Source organism: Legionella birminghamensis (genome assembly GCF_900452515.1).
Classification (GTDB): Bacteria; Pseudomonadota; Gammaproteobacteria; order Legionellales; family Legionellaceae; genus Legionella_C; species Legionella_C birminghamensis.
Genome location: NZ_UGNW01000001.1, coordinates 2,922,656 through 2,939,716, shown reverse-complemented (window position 1 = coordinate 2,939,716; position 17,061 = coordinate 2,922,656). Strand labels below are relative to the sequence as shown.

Genomic DNA, 17,061 nt, shown 5'->3' with positions numbered 1-17,061 from the left:
GAAGCCAATTGAATGTTAGCACACTTGTTTATGACTACCTGTTAAATCTTATTTTTTGGCGACATTGAAACTTGTCTGAGGAACATACTACTTCAACAGGCATGGGCCCCGCGGTCGGTGCCGCGGGGATTCGGTAGTCGTGCCGCGGGATTCGGTAGTCGTGCCGCGGGATTCGGTAGTCGGTGCCGCGGGTATTCGGACGGGGAAAACATTTGTGTAGATAGCTATGGGCCTTGACCGTGGGGATTTGTTTGAGAATGATCAATGCCTAAAATGGCGAAAGCCGGTGAATACCATGCTGATGCCTGCATTGTTAGCGACCTCGATGACCTCATTGTCGCGGATTGAGCCGCCTGGCTGGATAACCGCTGTAATTCCTGCTTCGATGGCCATTTCAATGCTGTCCGCGAAGGGGATGAAGGCATCCGATGCCATAACCGCTTGCCGGCAATCAAACTGGCGCTCTTTAGCTTGCCAGAGGGCTATGCGGGTACTCATTACGCGGCTGGTTTGACCTGCACCCATACCAATTGTTGCATTGTGTTTGGCAAGAACTATTGCATTGGACTTTACGTGCTTTACTGCAGCCCAGGCAAATAATAAGTCCTGCTTCTGCTGCTCGGTGGGTTCTTTTCGGGTAACGATTTTGAATTGCTCGGAGGCTATCGGAAAACTGTCATGCTCTTGAATTAATAAGCCGCCTTCTATACGGCGTGAATCAAGCTCAAAACGCTCAGAGGGCGATATTCCCCCAGTAATTAACACACGAATGTTGGGTTTGCCTGTGAGAATGGTTTTCGCTTCCGCTGTGATCGCTGGGGCAAGGATGACTTCGGCAAATTGGCGGGAAAGAATATTCTGGGCAGTTTCTGCATCCAGACAGCCGTTAAATGCCAGAATGCCGCCATAAGCTGAAGTTGGATCGCATTCGAAGGCTTTGCTGTAAGCCTGCAACTGGGTATCGGCTTGTGCAATGCCACAGGGGTTTCCATGTTTGACGATTACACAAACTGGCTGTTCTCGGGTAAATGATTTGACCGTATCGAAAGCAGCGTCTGCATCCAGGAGGTTGTTATAGGACAATTCTTTACCCTGAATAATTTCAGCCCGCGCAAGTGAATGCGGCGAAGCTTTCTTTTCCAGATAAAACGCAGCCTGCTGGTGTGGGTTTTCACCATAGCGCAAATTGAAGTGCTTTGAAAATTGGCAGGTTAGGGTATCAGGAAAACCGCTGGGTATTTTCCTGGTATTTAACGTACCAAAGTAATTGGAGATAGCGGCATCATAAGCGGCTGTATGGGCAAAGGCTTTCTTGGCCAGTTCAAAATTCCAGTTTGCAGGTTTTTTACCCATCTTTATATACTGGGAAAGTGTAGCGTAATCAGCGGGACTGACAATTACAGATACATGCGCATGATTTTTTGCAGAAGCGCGAATCATTGAAGGGCCGCCGATATCAATATTTTCGATAGCATTGTCGAAATTGCATTCCGGATTACTAATTGTCTGTTCAAAGGGATAGAGATTCACAATCACCAGGTCAAACGCTTTTATCCCGTGCTCCTGTAAAACGGACTCATCCTGTTCACCTCTGGCTAAAATTCCGCCGTGAATGGCGGGATGTAATGTTTTAACCCGGCCATTGAGAATTTCTGGAAATCCTGTGCATTCACTGACCTCCGTAACCTTTAAACCCTGCTCGCGCAGAAGGACTGCCGTGTTGCCTGTTGCAACCAGCTCAATTCCATATTCACATAAAAGTTTACCTAAACTTACGATACCCTGTTTGTCGGAGACACTAAGCAATGCACGTTTCGGAGAAAAAGTTTGCCAGTGTTGTTCAGCCATAGAATACTCCTGTCGCATTTTTTATGTGAAATAATGATTTCAACGAATTATTAGTCATTACGGACAAATTCCAATAAACTCCAGCCTTCATGACTTTGTGCTTGCTGTAGGGAAAATTGTTCCTCATATTCCTTAACGAGGATCTCTGCCTGTTCATTTAAAATGCCTGATACCAGCAATCGGCCCTGGGCGTTTAACAGATTGTGGAATACTGATTTCAATTGTAGCAGGGGAGAAAGAAGAATATTGGCGATAATCAAATCAACTGGTTCTTTTAATGCTTCAGGTAAACTGATTTGCAGCTTTTCATTGAGCAATTGGTTGCTGATGGCATTGTTTTCTGTCGCTTGAAGAGCCTGCGGATCGATATCAACGGCATAGGCTTTATCGGCCCCCAGTTTAAGCGCTGCCAGGGCTAAAATGCCGGAGCCGCACCCGTAATCAATAATAGTTTTTCCGCTTATGATATTGTTTCCCAGCCAATGCAGGCAAAGACTGGTAGTGGCATGATTCCCCGTTCCAAAGGCCAGGCCTGGATCCAGAATGAGATTAACCGCTTCAGGCTCAGGTGGAAGATGCCAGGAGGGGCAGATCCACAATCGCTTGCCAAACTGTTGCGGTTTGAAGTCATCCATCCAGCTGCGTTCCCAATCCTGATCGGGTAGGGTTTCCATGTGCGAGGATAACTCTGGAAAATCAGTTTCCAGGTTATTCAAGAGCTGGCGTGCTTCATCTTCGTCCGAAAACAGGGCGTTAATAATAACGTCCGGCCAGAGCGGGGTGGTACCCGGCTCTGGTTCCAGCACGGGATCATCATTTTTATCGGTTAGTGTAATGGACAGGGCGCCTGCATTTTCCAAATAATCATTGAGTACTTCAATCTGGTCATGTTGGCAATTTTCGATTTGTATTTGATACCACACAGCTTATTCCTTCAACATTTTTTCCAGATAATGAATATTGGTTCCACCCTGTATAAACGCTTTGTCGCGCAGAATACGCTGATGTAATTCAATGTTGGTTTTAATACCGTCAATAATAATTTCGTCCAGTGCATTTCGCATTCTGGCAAAGGCTTCTGCACGGGTTTCCCCATAGCTGATGAGCTTTCCGATCATGGAGTCATAATTAGGGGGAACAGTATAGCTGCTGTAAATATGTGAATCAAAACGGATCCCAGGACCTCCAGGCTGATGCAGAAGCCGAATCGTTCCAGGACAGGGCATGAAGTTTCTGGGATCTTCTGCATTAATCCGGCATTCGACTGCATGGCCTTTAATTTTTATATCGTCCTGTTTCAGTGTGAAAGGCAATTCGCTGGCAATTTTGATTTGTTCTTTGATTAAATCAATACCGGTGATCATCTCTGTAACCGGATGTTCAACCTGTATACGGGTGTTCATTTCAATGAAGTAGAAACAACCATCCTGATACAGGAATTCAAAAGTACCGGCACCGCGATACTTGAGTTCACGGCAGGCATTCACCACCCGTTCGCCAATTTCTTTACGCAGCTCAGCTGAAATACCGGGTGCGGGCGCCTCTTCAATGACTTTTTGATGACGACGCTGCATTGAGCAGTCCCTTTCGCCTAAGTGAATCGCATTACCTCGACCATCGCCCAGGACCTGGAATTCTACATGACGGGGATTTTCAAGGAATTTTTCCATGTAGACTATGGGATTGTTAAAAGCCGCTTTGGCTTCGCTGCTGGTTAAGGCAATAGCATTTAAAAGACTTGCTTCGGAATGGACAACCCGCATACCGCGGCCGCCGCCTCCTCCAGCTGCTTTAATGATAACCGGATAGCCAATTTGTTTTGCCAGGGATAAATTTAACTTATCGTCATCGGTCAGCGGCCCATCTGAACCAGGAACGCAGGGCACTCCGGCTTTTTTCATGGCAGCGATTGCTGAAACCTTGTCGCCCATCAGGCGGATGGTATCGCCGCGCGGACCAATAAAAGTGAAGCCGCTTTGTTCGACAATGTCTGCAAAATCAGCATTTTCAGATAAGAAGCCATAGCCAGGATGAATGGCAACAGCATCGGTAATTTCTGCTGCGGAAATAATGGCGGGGATATTCAAATAGCTTTTTTGTGAATTGGCAGGTCCAATGCACACGGTTTCATCGGCCAGTCGTACATGCAAAAGATCTTTATCGACATCGGAATGTACGGCAACGGTTTGGATCCCGAGTTCTTTACAGGCACGCAGAATCCGGAGGGCAATTTCACCGCGGTTAGCGATTACAATTTTACTAAGCATAAGCGCTCCCTTATTCCTCAATCACAAACAAGGGTTGGTCGTATTCAACCGGCTCGCCGTTGGCAACCAGAATATCGACTATTTTACCGGCACGGTCGGCTTCAATCTCATTGAACATTTTCATGGCCTCCACGATGCAGAGCGTGTCCCCGGCTTTCACCATTTGCCCAATAGAAACGAAAGGTGGTGCATCAGGGGAAGGGGATGTGTACATAGTACCCACCATCGGTGACTTCACCCGGTGTCCTTTGGCGGTTGTAGCGATACTTTCCTTGTTTTCAGCGGTAACCGGCATAGGCGCAATAGTATTCACCGGCGCTGCAGCAGGGGGAGCAGCATAACGCATCGGCTGCATCGGCTCCATGGCATAGCCATGTCGGCTCAGACGCACTGACTCCTCGCCTTCTTTAATTTCTATTTCTGAAATACCGGTTTCTTCCAGTAGTTCAATTAATTTTCTGATTTTGCGGATATCCATGGTTACTCTCTAAAAAATATTAATTATTCACAATTGCCTGCAAGGCAAGAAGATAACTTTTGGCACCAAAGCCGCAAATTACTCCCTGGGCAATTGAGGACAAGAAAGAATGATGTCTGAATTCTTCGCGTGAATGAATATTGCTCAGATGTACTTCAATAAAAGGAACAGCAGCCGCCGCCAGCGCATCCCTTAGAATGATACTGGTATGGGTTAAACCCGCAGCGTTAATAATAATGTGATCTGTTTTTTCATCGGCAGCCTGATGAATTCTGTCAATCAATTCTGCCTCATTGTTACTTTGAAAACAGGATAGGGATGCCCCCGCTTTACAAGCTTCATCTTGCAGACTTTGATTAATTTCGGCCAGGGTAAATTTGCCATAGACTTGCGGTTCTCTCGTTCCAAGTCGATTCAAATTGGGGCCGTGTAGTACCAATATTTTCTTCATGACTGAGTTAACTTGCAAAATTGGATGGATTCTGCCTGAAGATTTCAATATTGTCCAGAACCTCGAAAATATCAGCATGATAGCAGCAAGATCAACTATGTGTGGAAATTATTTGGCCTATGTTTAGTTTCAGCCGGACGGGTTACGGGCTTTGGGGTAAATAATACATTAGGACTGGATTTTTGAATGCGACTGTCTCATAGTAATTTATTATCTTTTTAAAGCCCTATGTGAACAAGGAATTGATTTTATGGCTGTAACCTATTTGACCGATGTGACACTGCGGGATGCTCACCAATGCCTGATCGCAACGCGCCTGCGCACTGAAGATATGCTGCCCATTTGCAGCAAAATGAATGAAGTGGGGTTCTGGGCGATGGAAGTGTGGGGTGGGGCTACATTCGACGCCTGCCTGCGGTTTTTGAAAGAGGATCCCTGGATACGCCTGCGCATGCTGCGTGCAGCTTTGCCTGACACCCGGTTATCGATGCTATTGCGCGGGCAGAATTTGCTTGGCTATCGGCATTATGCGGATGATGTGGTTCACGCTTTTGTCAAACTGGCAGTAAAAAATGGTATTGATGTGTTCAGGGTGTTTGATGCTTTAAATGATGTGCGTAATATCCGGGCATCAATTGCCAGCATAAAAGCGCATAAAAAGCATGCCCAGGGGGCTATATGCTATACCACCAGCCCTGTTCATACCCTTGAAAAGTTTGTCGAGACTGGGAAGGAGCTGGCTGAGCTGGGTTGTGATAGTCTGGCAATCAAAGATATGGCTGGTTTACTAACACCTGCCGTCACTGTCGAATTGTTTAAGTCTTTAACGCAGGCCACTGGGCTGCCAGTCCATTTACACACGCATGCCACTTCCGGACTGGCGAGTATGTGCCATTATCAGGCGGTGCTTGCCGGATGCAGGCACATCGATACAGCTATTTCATCTTTTTCCGGCGGTGCGTCTCATCCGGCAACGGAGTCGCTGGTTGCCGCTTTGGCAGGCACTGAGTTTGATACCGGCCTGGATTTAAACCGCTTACTGGAAATTGATCTGTATTTTCGTGAAGTTCGCAAAAAATATCATCAGTTTGAGAGCGAAGCGCGCGATATCGACCCTCAGGTTCAGGTGTACCAGGTACCCGGCGGCATGATTTCAAACCTGTATAACCAGTTACAGGAACAGCAGGCACTGGATAAACTCCCGGAGGTTCATATCGAAATTCCCAAAGTGCGAAAAGATTTGGGTTATCCGCCTCTCGTCACCCCTACATCCCAGATTGTAGGAACACAAGCGGTGATGAATGTCTTATCAGGGGAGCGCTATAAAACAATAACCAATGAAGTAAAATTATATTGTCAGGGAAAATATGGTCAGGCACCGGGCAAAATGAATGCGCGAGTGAGGAAAAAAGCGATTGGCAATACGGAAGTTATTGAAGGCCGGCCTGCTGATTTGATTCCAAATGAGTTAGAGGTTTTGCAGAGGGAAATCGGGACCCTGGCCTCAACAGATGAAGATGTTTTAATTTATGCCATGTTCCCGGAAATCGGAAAAGATTTTCTGGTAAAACGGCAAAATAATGCGCTCGAACCCGAACAGTTACTCGCTAATCCCCAGCATGCCCATACCGGGCCCTTATCAGAATTTGAGATTGCCTTGCATGGTGAAAATTATCACGTAAAAGTGGCAGGGTTTGGGGCACGGGAGCAGGGGAAGCAATCCTGTTTTCTCTGGGTAGACGGTGTTCCGGAAGAAGTCATTATTGATACGGAAAGCGGAATGGAACAAGCGGAGGAAACCTCCTTTCGCAAGGCAACCACTGCGGGCGACATTACGGTTTCCATGCCGGGAACAATTGTTTGTATCAATAGCCAAACTGGCGATAAGGTTAAAAAAGGGCAAACGCTTCTGGTGCTCGAGGCGATGAAAATGGAAACTGAAATCCAATCGCCTTTTGCGGGAACAGTTCGGGAAGTGTTCTGCGAAAAAGGGGATAAGGTGACCCCGGCACAAGTATTGATGCATGTGGAGAAGGAGTGACCTGGCCACATCAACTGTCATTGTGAGCATGATCTTAATTCCGTTCGGCCTGAGGAGCCGCTTGAGCGGCGTCTCGAAGGCTTCTCTCGCTGCCAAGCCTTCGAGACGGAGCTATGCCCCTCCTCTGGCCGAACGGTTCTAATGCAATCCAATTTTGATTCTTTCTATTCGTTGAAATTTATGAGGACGGCAAAAGAATCAAACGGTTATCGGTTTGCCTGCTTTAATAATCCGCTCACGAACACCCTGCCATTCTTCCGTATCCGGCGGGAGTTGGATAGCTATAATTGCGGCATCGGATTTATCGGCTTCGCGTAATTGGAAATAAAGTTCGAAGGCCAGTTCATCAGCATTTCCGGGTAGTAGAAAGTTTAGACCAGGGGTAGATAGCTGTTTGTCGAATGACAATACATAAACCAGTTGAGATCGAAGCGTTTGCAGGCTTAGTGGATCCTCAAAATAAAAAAGCGGTTTTTCTGGTTGATAATGCTGCTTTAGCCTGCCGGAAACCCGGGTACTATTATCAAATGTCAATGCTTTAGTATTAAGGAAATCAGTCAGGGTTTTTTCGCTGATAACGCCGGCACGCAACAACTGATAGCTTTCGGGGTGTGTGGCATCAATAATAGTGGATTCAATACCCACACTGGCCCTGCCTCCATTGAGAATGAGCAGTGAGTCATCAGGGAAACTGTCTTGAACGTGTTCTGCTGTAGTTGGGCTTATTTTGCCAAAGGGATTGGCCGATGGGGCAACTAAAGGAAATTCAAGGTTACGAAGCAGGGTCTGCGCAACAGGATGGGCGGGACAGCGAATTGCCACAGTCGACTGGCCGCCAGTGACTGAAGGACTAACTCTTCCCGGGCGTGATTCAAAGACTAAAGTCAAAGGGCCTGGCCAGAATGCTTTCATCAATTTTAGCGCGTAATCAGGAATATAACTTACCCATTCCAGCAAATCAGCATCCGGTGCAACATGTACAATCAACGGATGATTTAAAGGGCGGTTTTTCAACTGGTAAATTTTAGCAATGGCTGTTTCATCCCTTGCATTTCCTGCCAGGCCATAAACCGTTTCTGTGGGGATGGCAACGATATTGCCCTGTCTGAGTTGCTGGGCTGCCAATTCAATGTCAGTAGTGATAATAGCCATGTGATGCGTAAAAATAAATCAATCAGGTATTATACAGCATTTTAAAAGATCAGGGGTATAAGAGCAAATAGCGGCAAAAAACAGACAGCCCGTTCTTTGCTGAAATTAACAATTTAAAATTAAATAAAACTATGGTAGTTTGACTGCTAGCTGATAGAATTGCTTTCACCGATTTTGGTATAAGGCCAACCTCAAACCATCGCTTTAAGCTGAAATTCGGGAACCAAATCAGCTAACTGTTTCACTGGTTGGTTGTTACCAGGCTTTTCAAAATCAGGCTGTCAATTTTTTTGGTGAGTCTGGATGTTTTTTAACAACATGGGCTCTCTGGGACGAGTTGCCTCATGTGTATTAGCTTAAGGAGTCAGTATTAATGCACTACAATCTCAAATTATCACCCCTCGCAGCGGGTTTGTCTCTCATAATCGCTTCTTCTGCCTATGCAGCTGAGCCTGTGCAGTTACAAAACGCTTCCCTTCAGAAACTTCAGCAACAGTTCCGCCTGGCGTTGCCTGGAACACCGCAAGCGCTGGTTAGTTCTGATGATGATAGTCTGCAATACTTACAGCAACATACCGACAAGAATCACGTTAACCATGTGCGTATGCAGCAACAATATGCCGGTTTCAATGTAATCGGCGGTTATGCCATCATTCATAGTTCTAATCCTGCAAACAGCCTATTGGCTGCCAAAGGCAAGGTCTCAATGAATGGCAAAGTGTATTCCGGTTTAAAAACTGAATTAGGCAAGCCTGCTGCTGATTTTGCCAAAAAAGGCGATGCAGCGTTAAACCAATTCAAGGCGCAATACAATGCCAGCGATGTCAGCGAAGAACAGGTAACGCCTGTTGTTTATATCGACAAGCAAAATCAGGCACATTGGGCTTATAAAGTGAGCGTCTATGTTCGTTACGATGACCGAATTCCGGAAAGACCCTCTGCGATTCTGGATGCAGATACGTTAAAACCATTTGTCCAATGGAACGATATCAAAACAGCACGCTCTCCTGTTAAAGGAAAAGGCTTTGGTGGAAACAGTAAAGTCGGTGAAGTGGGCTACGGCCGCGATCTCCCCCTTCTGGAGATAACCCGCTCCAAGTTGGCCAGTAAATGCTACATGGAAAACAAAGAAGTCCGTGTGGTAGATATGGAACATAATTATTATTCATTGAACAAGCCAATGAGCTTCTCCTGCAAGAAGAGCGAGGGTGATAATGTCTATTGGACTGGCTATAAGGGAGACGGTTATGACCGTGACAATGGCGCATACTCTCCAACCAATGACGCAATGTATGCAGGTTATGTCATCAAGCACATGTACCATGACTGGTATGGTGTAGAAGCGCTGAAGAAAAAAGACGGTTCACCCATGCAGTTGGTGATGCGCGTCCACTATGGTCAAGGTTACGAGAATGCCTACTGGGACGGCAAGCAAATGACCTTTGGCGATGGCGATACCTTCATGTATCCCCTGGTTTCTTTAGGTGTTGGCAGTCATGAAGTTAGCCATGGATTTACCGAACAGCATTCCGGATTGGAATATTATGGCCAATCGGGCGGTATGAACGAGTCCTTCTCTGATATGGCGGCAATGGCAGCTGAGTTTTACTCTGTTGGCAAATCAAGCTGGATGATTGGCGCTGAAATCATGAAAGAAGACAGCGGCTGGGAAACACTGCGTTATATGGATGTACCAAGTAAAGATGGTATGTCAATTGATTCTGCTGATGAATACGATAGCAGCCTGGATGTTCACTTCTCCAGCGGTGTCTACAACCGACTGTATTATACACTGTCCAATTTGTCTGGATGGGATCCTAAAAAAGCGTTTGACGTAATGGTTAAAGCCAATATGGATTACTGGACACCTTATGAAACATTTGATGAGGGTGGTTGCGGTATGATTAGCGCTGCGAAAGATCTTGGTTATTCAGTCGATGACATCAAAAAGTCCTTAGGCGTTGTTGCAATTAACTATAACTCTTGTAGTTAAGTGTTGACGAGATTCCGGTGAGTTGTAACCGGAATCTCTGCTTCTCGAAAGACAATCTCGTCTACTATAAAGTCAGGGTCAACTTTAGAGAAATGGCATCTCGAAGTGCTTTATTATTCCCTTGAATAAAATTCCTGCCTGTCCTGATATTGATGGGTTGATTCTGATGAAAAACATGGGCATAGCTTCCGTCAATGCTGATGTTTTTAAAAAGCTCATAGCCTATAGAGGCGCCTAAAGTAATGCTATCCCCAGTCGAAATTTGAAAATTACCATTTCCCGGCGTCTGATTGTAATTAACTGCAGATCTGACTACACATTTAGGTGTTATACGGTAATGGCTGCCAGCGGTAAATAGCCAGGTGTTACGCAATTTATAAGGCACTGTTGCATTCACAATGATTGGAAAAGAACCTGCTTTAGCAGCTATACCCTCGATATTGATATTTTTAAATATACTCCATTCGATACGCTGAATTGTTCCAATAATCCCAAATGAAGGGGTTATAAACTGATTGATAGACAGAATGCTTCTTGCCGGCGTCCAGAAATTAAAAGCATAGTGATTTGAAATAACTGGCGGGTTACTATTAAAAATGCTATCTCCCCTAAACCGATAAGTCACCGCAGTGCGATAATTAAAACCGACCACAGTAGATTTCCCCGGCTTTAGTAAAACTCCCAATTCCCCTCCTAAGCCATTGCTATTGGCCTCATTACGGCTCTCCGCATCTGGAATATTCAAACTTGGAAATCCTGAGATTGGTTTTAGAAGGAAATTGGCATAAGAAAAATTTGCTCCGATTCCTAATGAAAAAAAATCATTGATTTTAACTCCCAGCGCTGGAACCAAATCAATATTCTGAATGCGATTACTCGACTGTGCGTAACGCAGGATAGCGTTTTCTTCTATGTTACGATTAAAGAAATTGGAAATAGCTGCTATTCCGAAACTAAATTTATCTTTAAAAGGGATCCCTATATAAAATGAAGGGAGATAATAACTTGTATGGCTAGAAGAACTCCCTGTCTGGGTAAAACCACTCGTCACCTGAGTCGCTTGGCCTTTGAATCGTCCATCAGAGGAGGCAAAGGACGTCAGGGCTATTAATTGAGGCGCTTTTAACAGAGTCAAGGCAGCAGGGTTATAATAAGATGCAGTCGCATCATTGACTACGGCAGCTCCCAGTGTCGACTCAATAAAAGACGCATGGAGCTCTAATGGAGCCAGTAATCCTAAAAGAAGGAGCTTCTGTGATTTCTGCATGGATATTACATTCCTTTGCCGATAATTAGGATTTCAGAAACCACTATAAAAATCATGCAGGCATTCAGCAACTACTTTTGGTTTTTCCATATGGATATGATGGCCGCCGGATAATAACCGCAGCTGAATGTTCTTGACTGCCTGTACACGTTTTTCCATTTCTTCTTGAGGATAAGCAAAACCCTGATCGGCCCAAATCAGACAGCTTGGCGAAGTAATCCCCTTAAGACAGGAAAGGACTTGCCCCTCGGTCATCCGCAATGGGGTTGGATGGATCAGTTTGCGATCATGCCGCCAATAATAACCCTCCTGACGTTTGGCAACTCCGCGCTGGCAAAGAATCTGGGCATATTCAAGCGGCAAATGACCGTTTTGCGCTCTTGCATGTGCTGCCATATCCAGTGATGGATAGGGTTTTGCTGTTTTAAGGGTGGCTTTAAGACTGCGCTCGATGTAATTAGAGAGCTGCGCCTGGCAACTTTCTTCGGGCGCAGACAGAGGGCCTAAGCCTTCAATCAGAGCAAGGGATAATACACGCTCGTTTAAAACGCCGCCAACAAGACTGGCCATACAGGCACCCATGGAATGCCCCAGCAAATGCACTTTTTCATAACCCAGCGCATTGATAATCTGATAAATCGTGAAAATACCGTCACTGAAATGGTAGTGATAACCGTCAGGCAAATGCGAAGACAGGCCATGTCCGGGCAAGTCAATTGCAATAACATGGAACTGGTCACTTAAAAAGGGAGCTAGCAGATCAAAGGAGTTAGCATTATCCAGCCAGCCATGAAGACATAATAACGGGGGCAAGTTATTGTCCCCCCAGGTTTTACCGGCGATATCAAAGCCCGGAATATTCAAATGTAAGTTTTTCATAATCACCCTATAGTGTTTATGTCATTAGTATAACTAAAATGAAAAAAAATTTATCTGCTGTTCCATCCTGGGTAAACCGGAGTAGGCATTAAAAGCCTGGGAATAGAAGAAGATTTTGTCACTGCTAAAGAACCGTTTTCTTCTGTGGCAGCCGGTGCTTCAATCTGTTCTGCGTTAAAAAATCGCCAATGAGAATTTTTGCGCATCGAAGACAGCTCATCACCTAGCCGAACAGGGTCTCCAAGAATTGGTGAGGTGGCCATTTCTGGCTCTTCAAAGCAAAAATGCGGCTGAGAGGCTTCCTGGAGATAAGAAGAATAGTCGTATGTCCGAGGAGAAAACCGCCATTTGCCAAATTGAACTTCAATATTGGTTTGAGGGAGGAATTTAAAATAGGAAATGAGTTTTTCAGCCGGAAGATGCTCAAGGCCGTTGCCGTGAAGTCTAAGTATCCTTAGCCCTTCTGATAGGCCGGCAAAAATGAAAGGGATTGTTGTTTCTGTTAATTGATTAAAGGATAAATCTAAATGGACTGTATGCCGAGAGATGGCCCGGGTCAAACGGACTACCTCATGTGACTCCAATGCCCCCAGATGGTTCCTGGACAAATTGAGTTTTCTTATGTTCAGTCTGCTAATAAAAAGTGGTAAATTGACCGACCATGATTTTTGCGAACTGGTATCCAGTATTTCGATTTCATGGACAGTGGGAGGGAGGTTTTGCCATGCTTTATTCATAATCGGTAAAATATCCTGGGGAAAACGAATAGCAAGGATTAGCTTATTCACATGCTTCGGCAAATTATTAAGTAATAAAAACACTAATTCAGCACTCCAGCCCCCCACGGAAAAATTCAAATGCAGCGTTCGAAAAGGAGGCGGATAATGGGACACCAGCTGAATGATGTGTTCTGCTGGATGATCAGATAAATCGGTACTGTCCATAAGACAGCGCGTTAGATTGTTTGGTAATGTTTGCCAGATGCTAATGATTTCAATCTTATTTAAAAAGGATGCGCGGTTTTGACGAATATCCAATTGTTCCAGAGAAAAACAGCATAATCGCAATCCATTAAGAAAATAAATCAGGGCTTCTGTATTGAGGTCGTTTCTGCTTGCATTTAGATATTTCAGCTCAGGTGGTAAGCTAAATACTAATAACTCAAGTTCACTCGGAGTGAACCGGCTCAAATAGTTGCCTGCTAGATCCAGGCTATGTAATCTTCTAGGAATTTTTCGCAGTATCTGTCGGTACTCTTCAAAATCAAACTCTAAAAAACCATGGCCGCGGAGAATGAGCTTTTTGATGTGAGGAAACTCGTCAGTTAGTGCTTTGCTTATGATTTCTACATGACGTATTTTCTCAGAGGGGGAAAGCGGGAACTCCGGACAAATTTCAATATACAAACTAGGCGGGGCCGTTTTGCGAAGCTCAATTATACAGGACATTTCCAATTCCTATAAAAAATCTATTGCTATATCAGGTAGATGAGGCCAACCAATCTACTCGGATCTAGGTCAATCTGCAAGCATTATGGAATTAACTGGTAAATGGCAATTTACCTGCTGGTTTATCCCATAGGTATCTACACAAGTGCATTAGAATTAAAAGCTATCGAATCCCGCGGCTGCGACTGCGGGGCCCACACGAAGCCAATTCAGTGTTAAGTAGACTGTTTATGACAACCTCTTTAATCCTATTTTTTGGCAACATTGAAACTTGTCTGACGACCATGCTACTTCAACAGGCATGGGCCCCGCGGTCGCTGCCGCGGGGATTCGGACGGGGAAAACATTTGTGTAGATAGCTATGGGTTTATCCAGGGGCAGGTTTCCGGTGTAGAGGTGTTTATTTTGCTTCTAAAATCTGTTTTAGCAGCAGGAAATAATGTTATTCTTGTTTAACAGCATTCGATGAATAGTTCCATGACAACATTCGGCCAAACGTTTTCGATAATTACCTACAATATCCACAAAGGTTTTGGTGCGGGGAGACTGCGTTTCTTATTACCGCAAATGCGCATGGCATTGTCTGGTTTAAGCCCCGATTTTGTATTTTTACAGGAAGTGCAGGGGCTTCACATTCGCCGGGAAAAGCGGATTGGACGATGGCCTGACAGACCGCAGTTTGAATACATCGCAGAAAAAGAGTGGCCGCATTATCTCTACGCCAAAAATGCTGTGTATCAGTCAGGCCATCATGGGAATGCAATACTTAGCAAATATAGTTTTGAACAGTTTGAAAATCTTAACTTATCCAGCCGTAACCGCGCTTCCCGGAGTATTCTTCATAGCCAAATTAAAATTGGCAAAGGCGATGAGCAGAAAAATCTCCATTTATTGTGCGTCCACTTAGGACTATTCAAAAGGGAAAGGGCCTTCCAATGCAGAGCATTAATGCAGCGTATTTCGGAATCCATTCCAGAGGATGAACCCCTGATTATGGCTGGTGATTTTAATGATTGGCGTTTACACTTATCAGAACCGTTGGCCGAGGAGTTACAGATTTACGAGGCCTTTCAGGTACTTAAAGGGGAGCCGGCCCGATCATTCCCCGCCTTAAAGCCAACTCTTTGCGTGGATCGAATTTACTATCGCGGTTTGAAGCCGCTGGATGCGCTTTGTCTTTATGGCAAGCCCTGGCGCATGCTATCTGATCATTTGCCGCTTTGTGCATGGTTTGAGGTGTAAACAGATTGTGCTCAGTATCCAGTCCAAGTAAAATACTCTCCTGCTGATTGGGAGAGGCGTGCATGTTTTTAGCTCAGATAATCACCCCTGATTGTGTCAATGTTGACTCCAGTTCAAAAAGTAAAGCGGCCGTATTCCAAAAAGTGAGCCAGTTATTAAGCGACAATTTTTCTGAGTTAAACCGGGAGGAATTGTTTAGCGCTTACTGGAAGCGTGAAGCTTTGGGAAGTACCGCAATTGGCCATGGAATCGCTATCCCGCATGTCCGGGTTCCAGGTCTCAACAGGGTTCGTGCCTGCTTTATCCGCTTACTGCATCCTGTTGATTTTTGTGCTGAGGATAGACAGCTTTCGGATCTGATTATTGCCCTGGCCGTACCTGAGAATCAAAGCGAATATCATCTGAAATTATTGCGAGAGATCATTGTTCAGTTTTCTGATCAGGAATTTTGCAGAATATGCCGCGGACTGACTTGTGAAAAAGCGCTTTTTAATTTATTAATAGAAGCGTCGAACACGCCGGGTTCAAACGTCGATAACAGTTTCATTGCGATTGAGAGTTTATGATCAAAATTACAGTAAAAATTATTAATAAGCTGGGCTTACACGCCAGAGCCTCTGCTAAATTCGTTGCTTTAGCTGCACGGTATCAAAGTCAGATTGACGTGACGTATAACAAAAAAACGGTTAATGGCAAAAGCATCATGGGAGTAATGATGTTAGCAGGTGGTCAAGGCAGCGAGTTGGAGTTGGAAATTAATGGTCCGGATGAGGCGGAAATGGAAAAGGCGCTGGTGGCATTGATAAATAATCGCTTTGGGGAACCGGAGTAGACCGCGCTTCTCCCTGATTGACTCTTGCAATAATCGAATTCCCGCGGCAGCCAACCCAATTCCCGCGGCACCGATCAAACCGAATTCCCGCGGCACCGACCGCGGGACCCACACGCAGCCAATTTAAAATATTGGATTTGCATTTTAAGGATAATGTTTGAAAGATTTGTTTCAAACTGCGTTTAATTGCTATTTTCGGCAACATTGGATTCATCTGAAGAGCATGTTCGGACACCAGACATGGGCCCCGCGGTCGGTGCCGCGGGGATTCGGTTGGTCGGTGCCGCGGGGATTCGGTTGGTCGGTGCCGCGGGGATTCGGTTTGGGCGCTGCCGCGGGGATTCGGTTTGGGCGCTGCCGCGGAGATTCGGAGATGAGTCCCGGAGATGCGGGGCTGGATGAGGAGGTAATTTTCCTCACTCCGCCGGAGGCTGTTTTTCAAAGCGTCGTTTTCTACGCAGCAATATTAGAAGTTGAAAAGGTCCTGAAAGGGCATAGAGAACAAATCCTGCAAACAGGACCACAGAGGGATTGGCGGCGATTGCAACAAACAAAATAACCGTAATCAGTAAATATAAGAAGGGCACTTTACCCTTAAAATCCACTTCTTTAAAACTGTAGTAACGTATATTACTCACCATCAGCACCGCTGTAAGCACAGTAATGACTGCGGTCAGGATGACAATGGAAATGTGATTAAACTCATTTTGATAACAGAGCCATACGAAAGAGGAAACAATTGCCGCCGCCGGTGGGCAGGCCAGGCCTTGAAAATAGCGTTTATCGGCTATACCCACCTGAGTATTAAAGCGAGCCAATCTCAAAGCGACTGCTGCCGTATACACAAAAGCCACCAGCCAGCCAATTTTACCCAGGCGATCAAGCCCCCAGCTGTAAACCAGTAATGAAGGCGCCACCCCGAAAGTTGCCATATCTGACAGGCTATCGTATTGAGCGCCAAAAGACGTTTGTGTATTAGTCAGACGCGCAATACGGCCATCCAGCCCATCGGCTATCATGCCAATAAAAATAGCAATAGCAGCCGCTTCATATTGATTTTTTAAGGAGGCTACGATTGAATAAAACGCCGCAAATAAACTTGCTGTTGTGAATAGATTGGGTAGTAAATATATCCCTGAATGACTCTCTTTGGGGTTCACTGC

15 protein-coding genes are annotated in these 17,061 nt (G+C 45.3%); 5 read left to right on the top strand and 10 right to left on the bottom strand.

Annotation, left to right across the window (positions count from 1 at the left end; genetic code table 11):
* Positions 1-261: 261 nt before the first annotated feature.
* Genes purH through aroQ form a run of 5 tightly spaced genes read right to left on the bottom strand, consistent with a single transcriptional unit; the run spans position 262 to position 5,044 of the window.
* Positions 262-1,848, bottom strand: a complete 1,587-nt coding sequence (gene purH / locus DYH42_RS12505; RefSeq protein ID WP_058522541.1) for a bifunctional phosphoribosylaminoimidazolecarboxamide formyltransferase/IMP cyclohydrolase — start codon at positions 1,846-1,848, stop codon at positions 262-264.
* Between the two features lie 50 nt (positions 1,849-1,898).
* The gene (prmA, locus tag DYH42_RS12500) at positions 1,899-2,771 is read right to left on the bottom strand and encodes a 50S ribosomal protein L11 methyltransferase (protein WP_058522540.1); all 873 of its coding nucleotides are present in this window, start codon (positions 2,769-2,771) and stop codon (positions 1,899-1,901) included.
* A gap of 3 nt (positions 2,772-2,774) precedes the next feature.
* On the bottom strand, positions 2,775-4,115 hold the full coding sequence (accC, locus tag DYH42_RS12495) for an acetyl-CoA carboxylase biotin carboxylase subunit (protein WP_058522539.1): 1,341 nt from the start codon (positions 4,113-4,115) through the stop codon (positions 2,775-2,777).
* Between the two features lie 10 nt (positions 4,116-4,125).
* Entirely contained in the window at positions 4,126-4,593 is a 468-nt protein-coding gene (gene accB, locus DYH42_RS12490) for an acetyl-CoA carboxylase biotin carboxyl carrier protein (RefSeq protein ID WP_058522538.1), read from the bottom strand.
* 19 nt (positions 4,594-4,612) lie between these two features.
* Positions 4,613-5,044, bottom strand: coding sequence for a type II 3-dehydroquinate dehydratase (aroQ, locus tag DYH42_RS12485; RefSeq protein WP_058522537.1), 432 nt, complete (start codon positions 5,042-5,044; stop codon positions 4,613-4,615).
* Between the two features lie 250 nt (positions 5,045-5,294).
* Here aroQ and oadA point away from each other — a divergent pair, with 250 nt between their 5' ends.
* Positions 5,295-7,085, top strand: coding sequence for a sodium-extruding oxaloacetate decarboxylase subunit alpha (gene oadA, locus DYH42_RS12480; protein WP_058522536.1), 1,791 nt, complete (start codon positions 5,295-5,297; stop codon positions 7,083-7,085).
* A 198-nt stretch (positions 7,086-7,283) separates the two neighbouring features.
* Here oadA and DYH42_RS12475 read toward each other — a convergent pair whose 3' ends face one another.
* Positions 7,284-8,237 carry an L-threonylcarbamoyladenylate synthase gene (locus DYH42_RS12475; protein WP_058522535.1) on the bottom strand — a complete coding sequence of 318 codons (954 nt, stop codon included), beginning with the start codon at positions 8,235-8,237 and terminating at the stop codon, positions 7,284-7,286.
* Positions 8,238-8,610: 373 nt separating this feature from the next.
* On the opposite strand from DYH42_RS12475, the gene proA reads away from it, so the two are divergent.
* A complete protein-coding gene (gene proA, locus DYH42_RS12470) occupies positions 8,611-10,230 on the top strand; it encodes a zinc metalloprotease ProA (RefSeq protein ID WP_058522534.1) in 1,620 nt (539 codons plus the stop codon).
* A 64-nt stretch (positions 10,231-10,294) separates the two neighbouring features.
* On the opposite strand, the gene DYH42_RS12465 is transcribed toward proA, so the two are convergent.
* Genes DYH42_RS12465 through DYH42_RS12455 form a run of 3 tightly spaced genes read right to left on the bottom strand, consistent with a single transcriptional unit; the run spans position 10,295 to position 13,824 of the window.
* Positions 10,295-11,497, bottom strand: coding sequence for an OmpP1/FadL family transporter (locus DYH42_RS12465; RefSeq protein ID WP_058522533.1), 1,203 nt, complete (start codon positions 11,495-11,497; stop codon positions 10,295-10,297).
* Between the two features lie 33 nt (positions 11,498-11,530).
* Complete coding sequence (locus DYH42_RS12460) at positions 11,531-12,376, bottom strand: alpha/beta fold hydrolase (RefSeq protein ID WP_058522532.1); 846 nt, start codon at positions 12,374-12,376, stop codon at positions 11,531-11,533.
* Between the two features lie 50 nt (positions 12,377-12,426).
* The gene (locus DYH42_RS12455) at positions 12,427-13,824 is read right to left on the bottom strand and encodes a leucine-rich repeat domain-containing protein (protein WP_058522531.1); all 1,398 of its coding nucleotides are present in this window, start codon (positions 13,822-13,824) and stop codon (positions 12,427-12,429) included.
* Between the two features lie 477 nt (positions 13,825-14,301).
* On the opposite strand from DYH42_RS12455, the gene DYH42_RS12450 reads away from it, so the two are divergent.
* The 3 genes from DYH42_RS12450 to DYH42_RS12440 all read left to right on the top strand — a co-directional run bounded on the left by DYH42_RS12450 (position 14,302) and on the right by DYH42_RS12440 (position 15,898).
* Positions 14,302-15,066: an endonuclease/exonuclease/phosphatase family protein gene (locus DYH42_RS12450; protein WP_058522558.1), complete on the top strand. Its 765-nt coding sequence runs from the start codon at positions 14,302-14,304 to the stop codon at positions 15,064-15,066.
* Positions 15,067-15,128: 62 nt separating this feature from the next.
* On the top strand, positions 15,129-15,632 hold the full coding sequence (locus DYH42_RS12445) for a PTS sugar transporter subunit IIA (protein ID WP_058522530.1): 504 nt from the start codon (positions 15,129-15,131) through the stop codon (positions 15,630-15,632).
* Complete coding sequence (locus tag DYH42_RS12440) at positions 15,629-15,898, top strand: HPr family phosphocarrier protein (protein ID WP_058522529.1); 270 nt, start codon at positions 15,629-15,631, stop codon at positions 15,896-15,898. The genes DYH42_RS12445 and DYH42_RS12440 overlap by 4 nt, the downstream gene beginning before the upstream one ends.
* Positions 15,899-16,314: 416 nt before the next feature.
* Here DYH42_RS12440 and pssA read toward each other — a convergent pair whose 3' ends face one another.
* Complete coding sequence (pssA, locus tag DYH42_RS12435; RefSeq protein ID WP_058522528.1) at positions 16,315-17,058, bottom strand: CDP-diacylglycerol--serine O-phosphatidyltransferase; 744 nt, start codon at positions 17,056-17,058, stop codon at positions 16,315-16,317.
* Positions 17,059-17,061: the final 3 nt, after the last annotated feature.

Coding starts and splice junctions, on each gene's coding strand:
- purH (WP_058522541.1), bottom strand. CDS start 1,848: ATGGCTGAACAACACTGGCAAACTTTTTCTCCGAAACGTGCATTGCTT.
- accC (WP_058522539.1), bottom strand. CDS start 4,115: ATGCTTAGTAAAATTGTAATCGCTAACCGCGGTGAAATTGCCCTCCGG.
- accB (WP_058522538.1), bottom strand. CDS start 4,593: ATGGATATCCGCAAAATCAGAAAATTAATTGAACTACTGGAAGAAACC.
- aroQ (WP_058522537.1), bottom strand. CDS start 5,044: ATGAAGAAAATATTGGTACTACACGGCCCCAATTTGAATCGACTTGGA.
- oadA (WP_058522536.1), top strand. CDS start 5,295: ATGGCTGTAACCTATTTGACCGATGTGACACTGCGGGATGCTCACCAA.
- DYH42_RS12475 (WP_058522535.1), bottom strand. CDS start 8,237: ATGGCTATTATCACTACTGACATTGAATTGGCAGCCCAGCAACTCAGA.
- proA (WP_058522534.1), top strand. CDS start 8,611: ATGCACTACAATCTCAAATTATCACCCCTCGCAGCGGGTTTGTCTCTC.
- DYH42_RS12465 (WP_058522533.1), bottom strand. CDS start 11,497: ATGCAGAAATCACAGAAGCTCCTTCTTTTAGGATTACTGGCTCCATTA.
- DYH42_RS12460 (WP_058522532.1), bottom strand. CDS start 12,376: ATGAAAAACTTACATTTGAATATTCCGGGCTTTGATATCGCCGGTAAA.
- DYH42_RS12455 (WP_058522531.1), bottom strand. CDS start 13,824: ATGTCCTGTATAATTGAGCTTCGCAAAACGGCCCCGCCTAGTTTGTAT.
- DYH42_RS12450 (WP_058522558.1), top strand. CDS start 14,302: ATGACAACATTCGGCCAAACGTTTTCGATAATTACCTACAATATCCAC.
- DYH42_RS12445 (WP_058522530.1), top strand. CDS start 15,129: ATGTTTTTAGCTCAGATAATCACCCCTGATTGTGTCAATGTTGACTCC.
- DYH42_RS12440 (WP_058522529.1), top strand. CDS start 15,629: ATGATCAAAATTACAGTAAAAATTATTAATAAGCTGGGCTTACACGCC.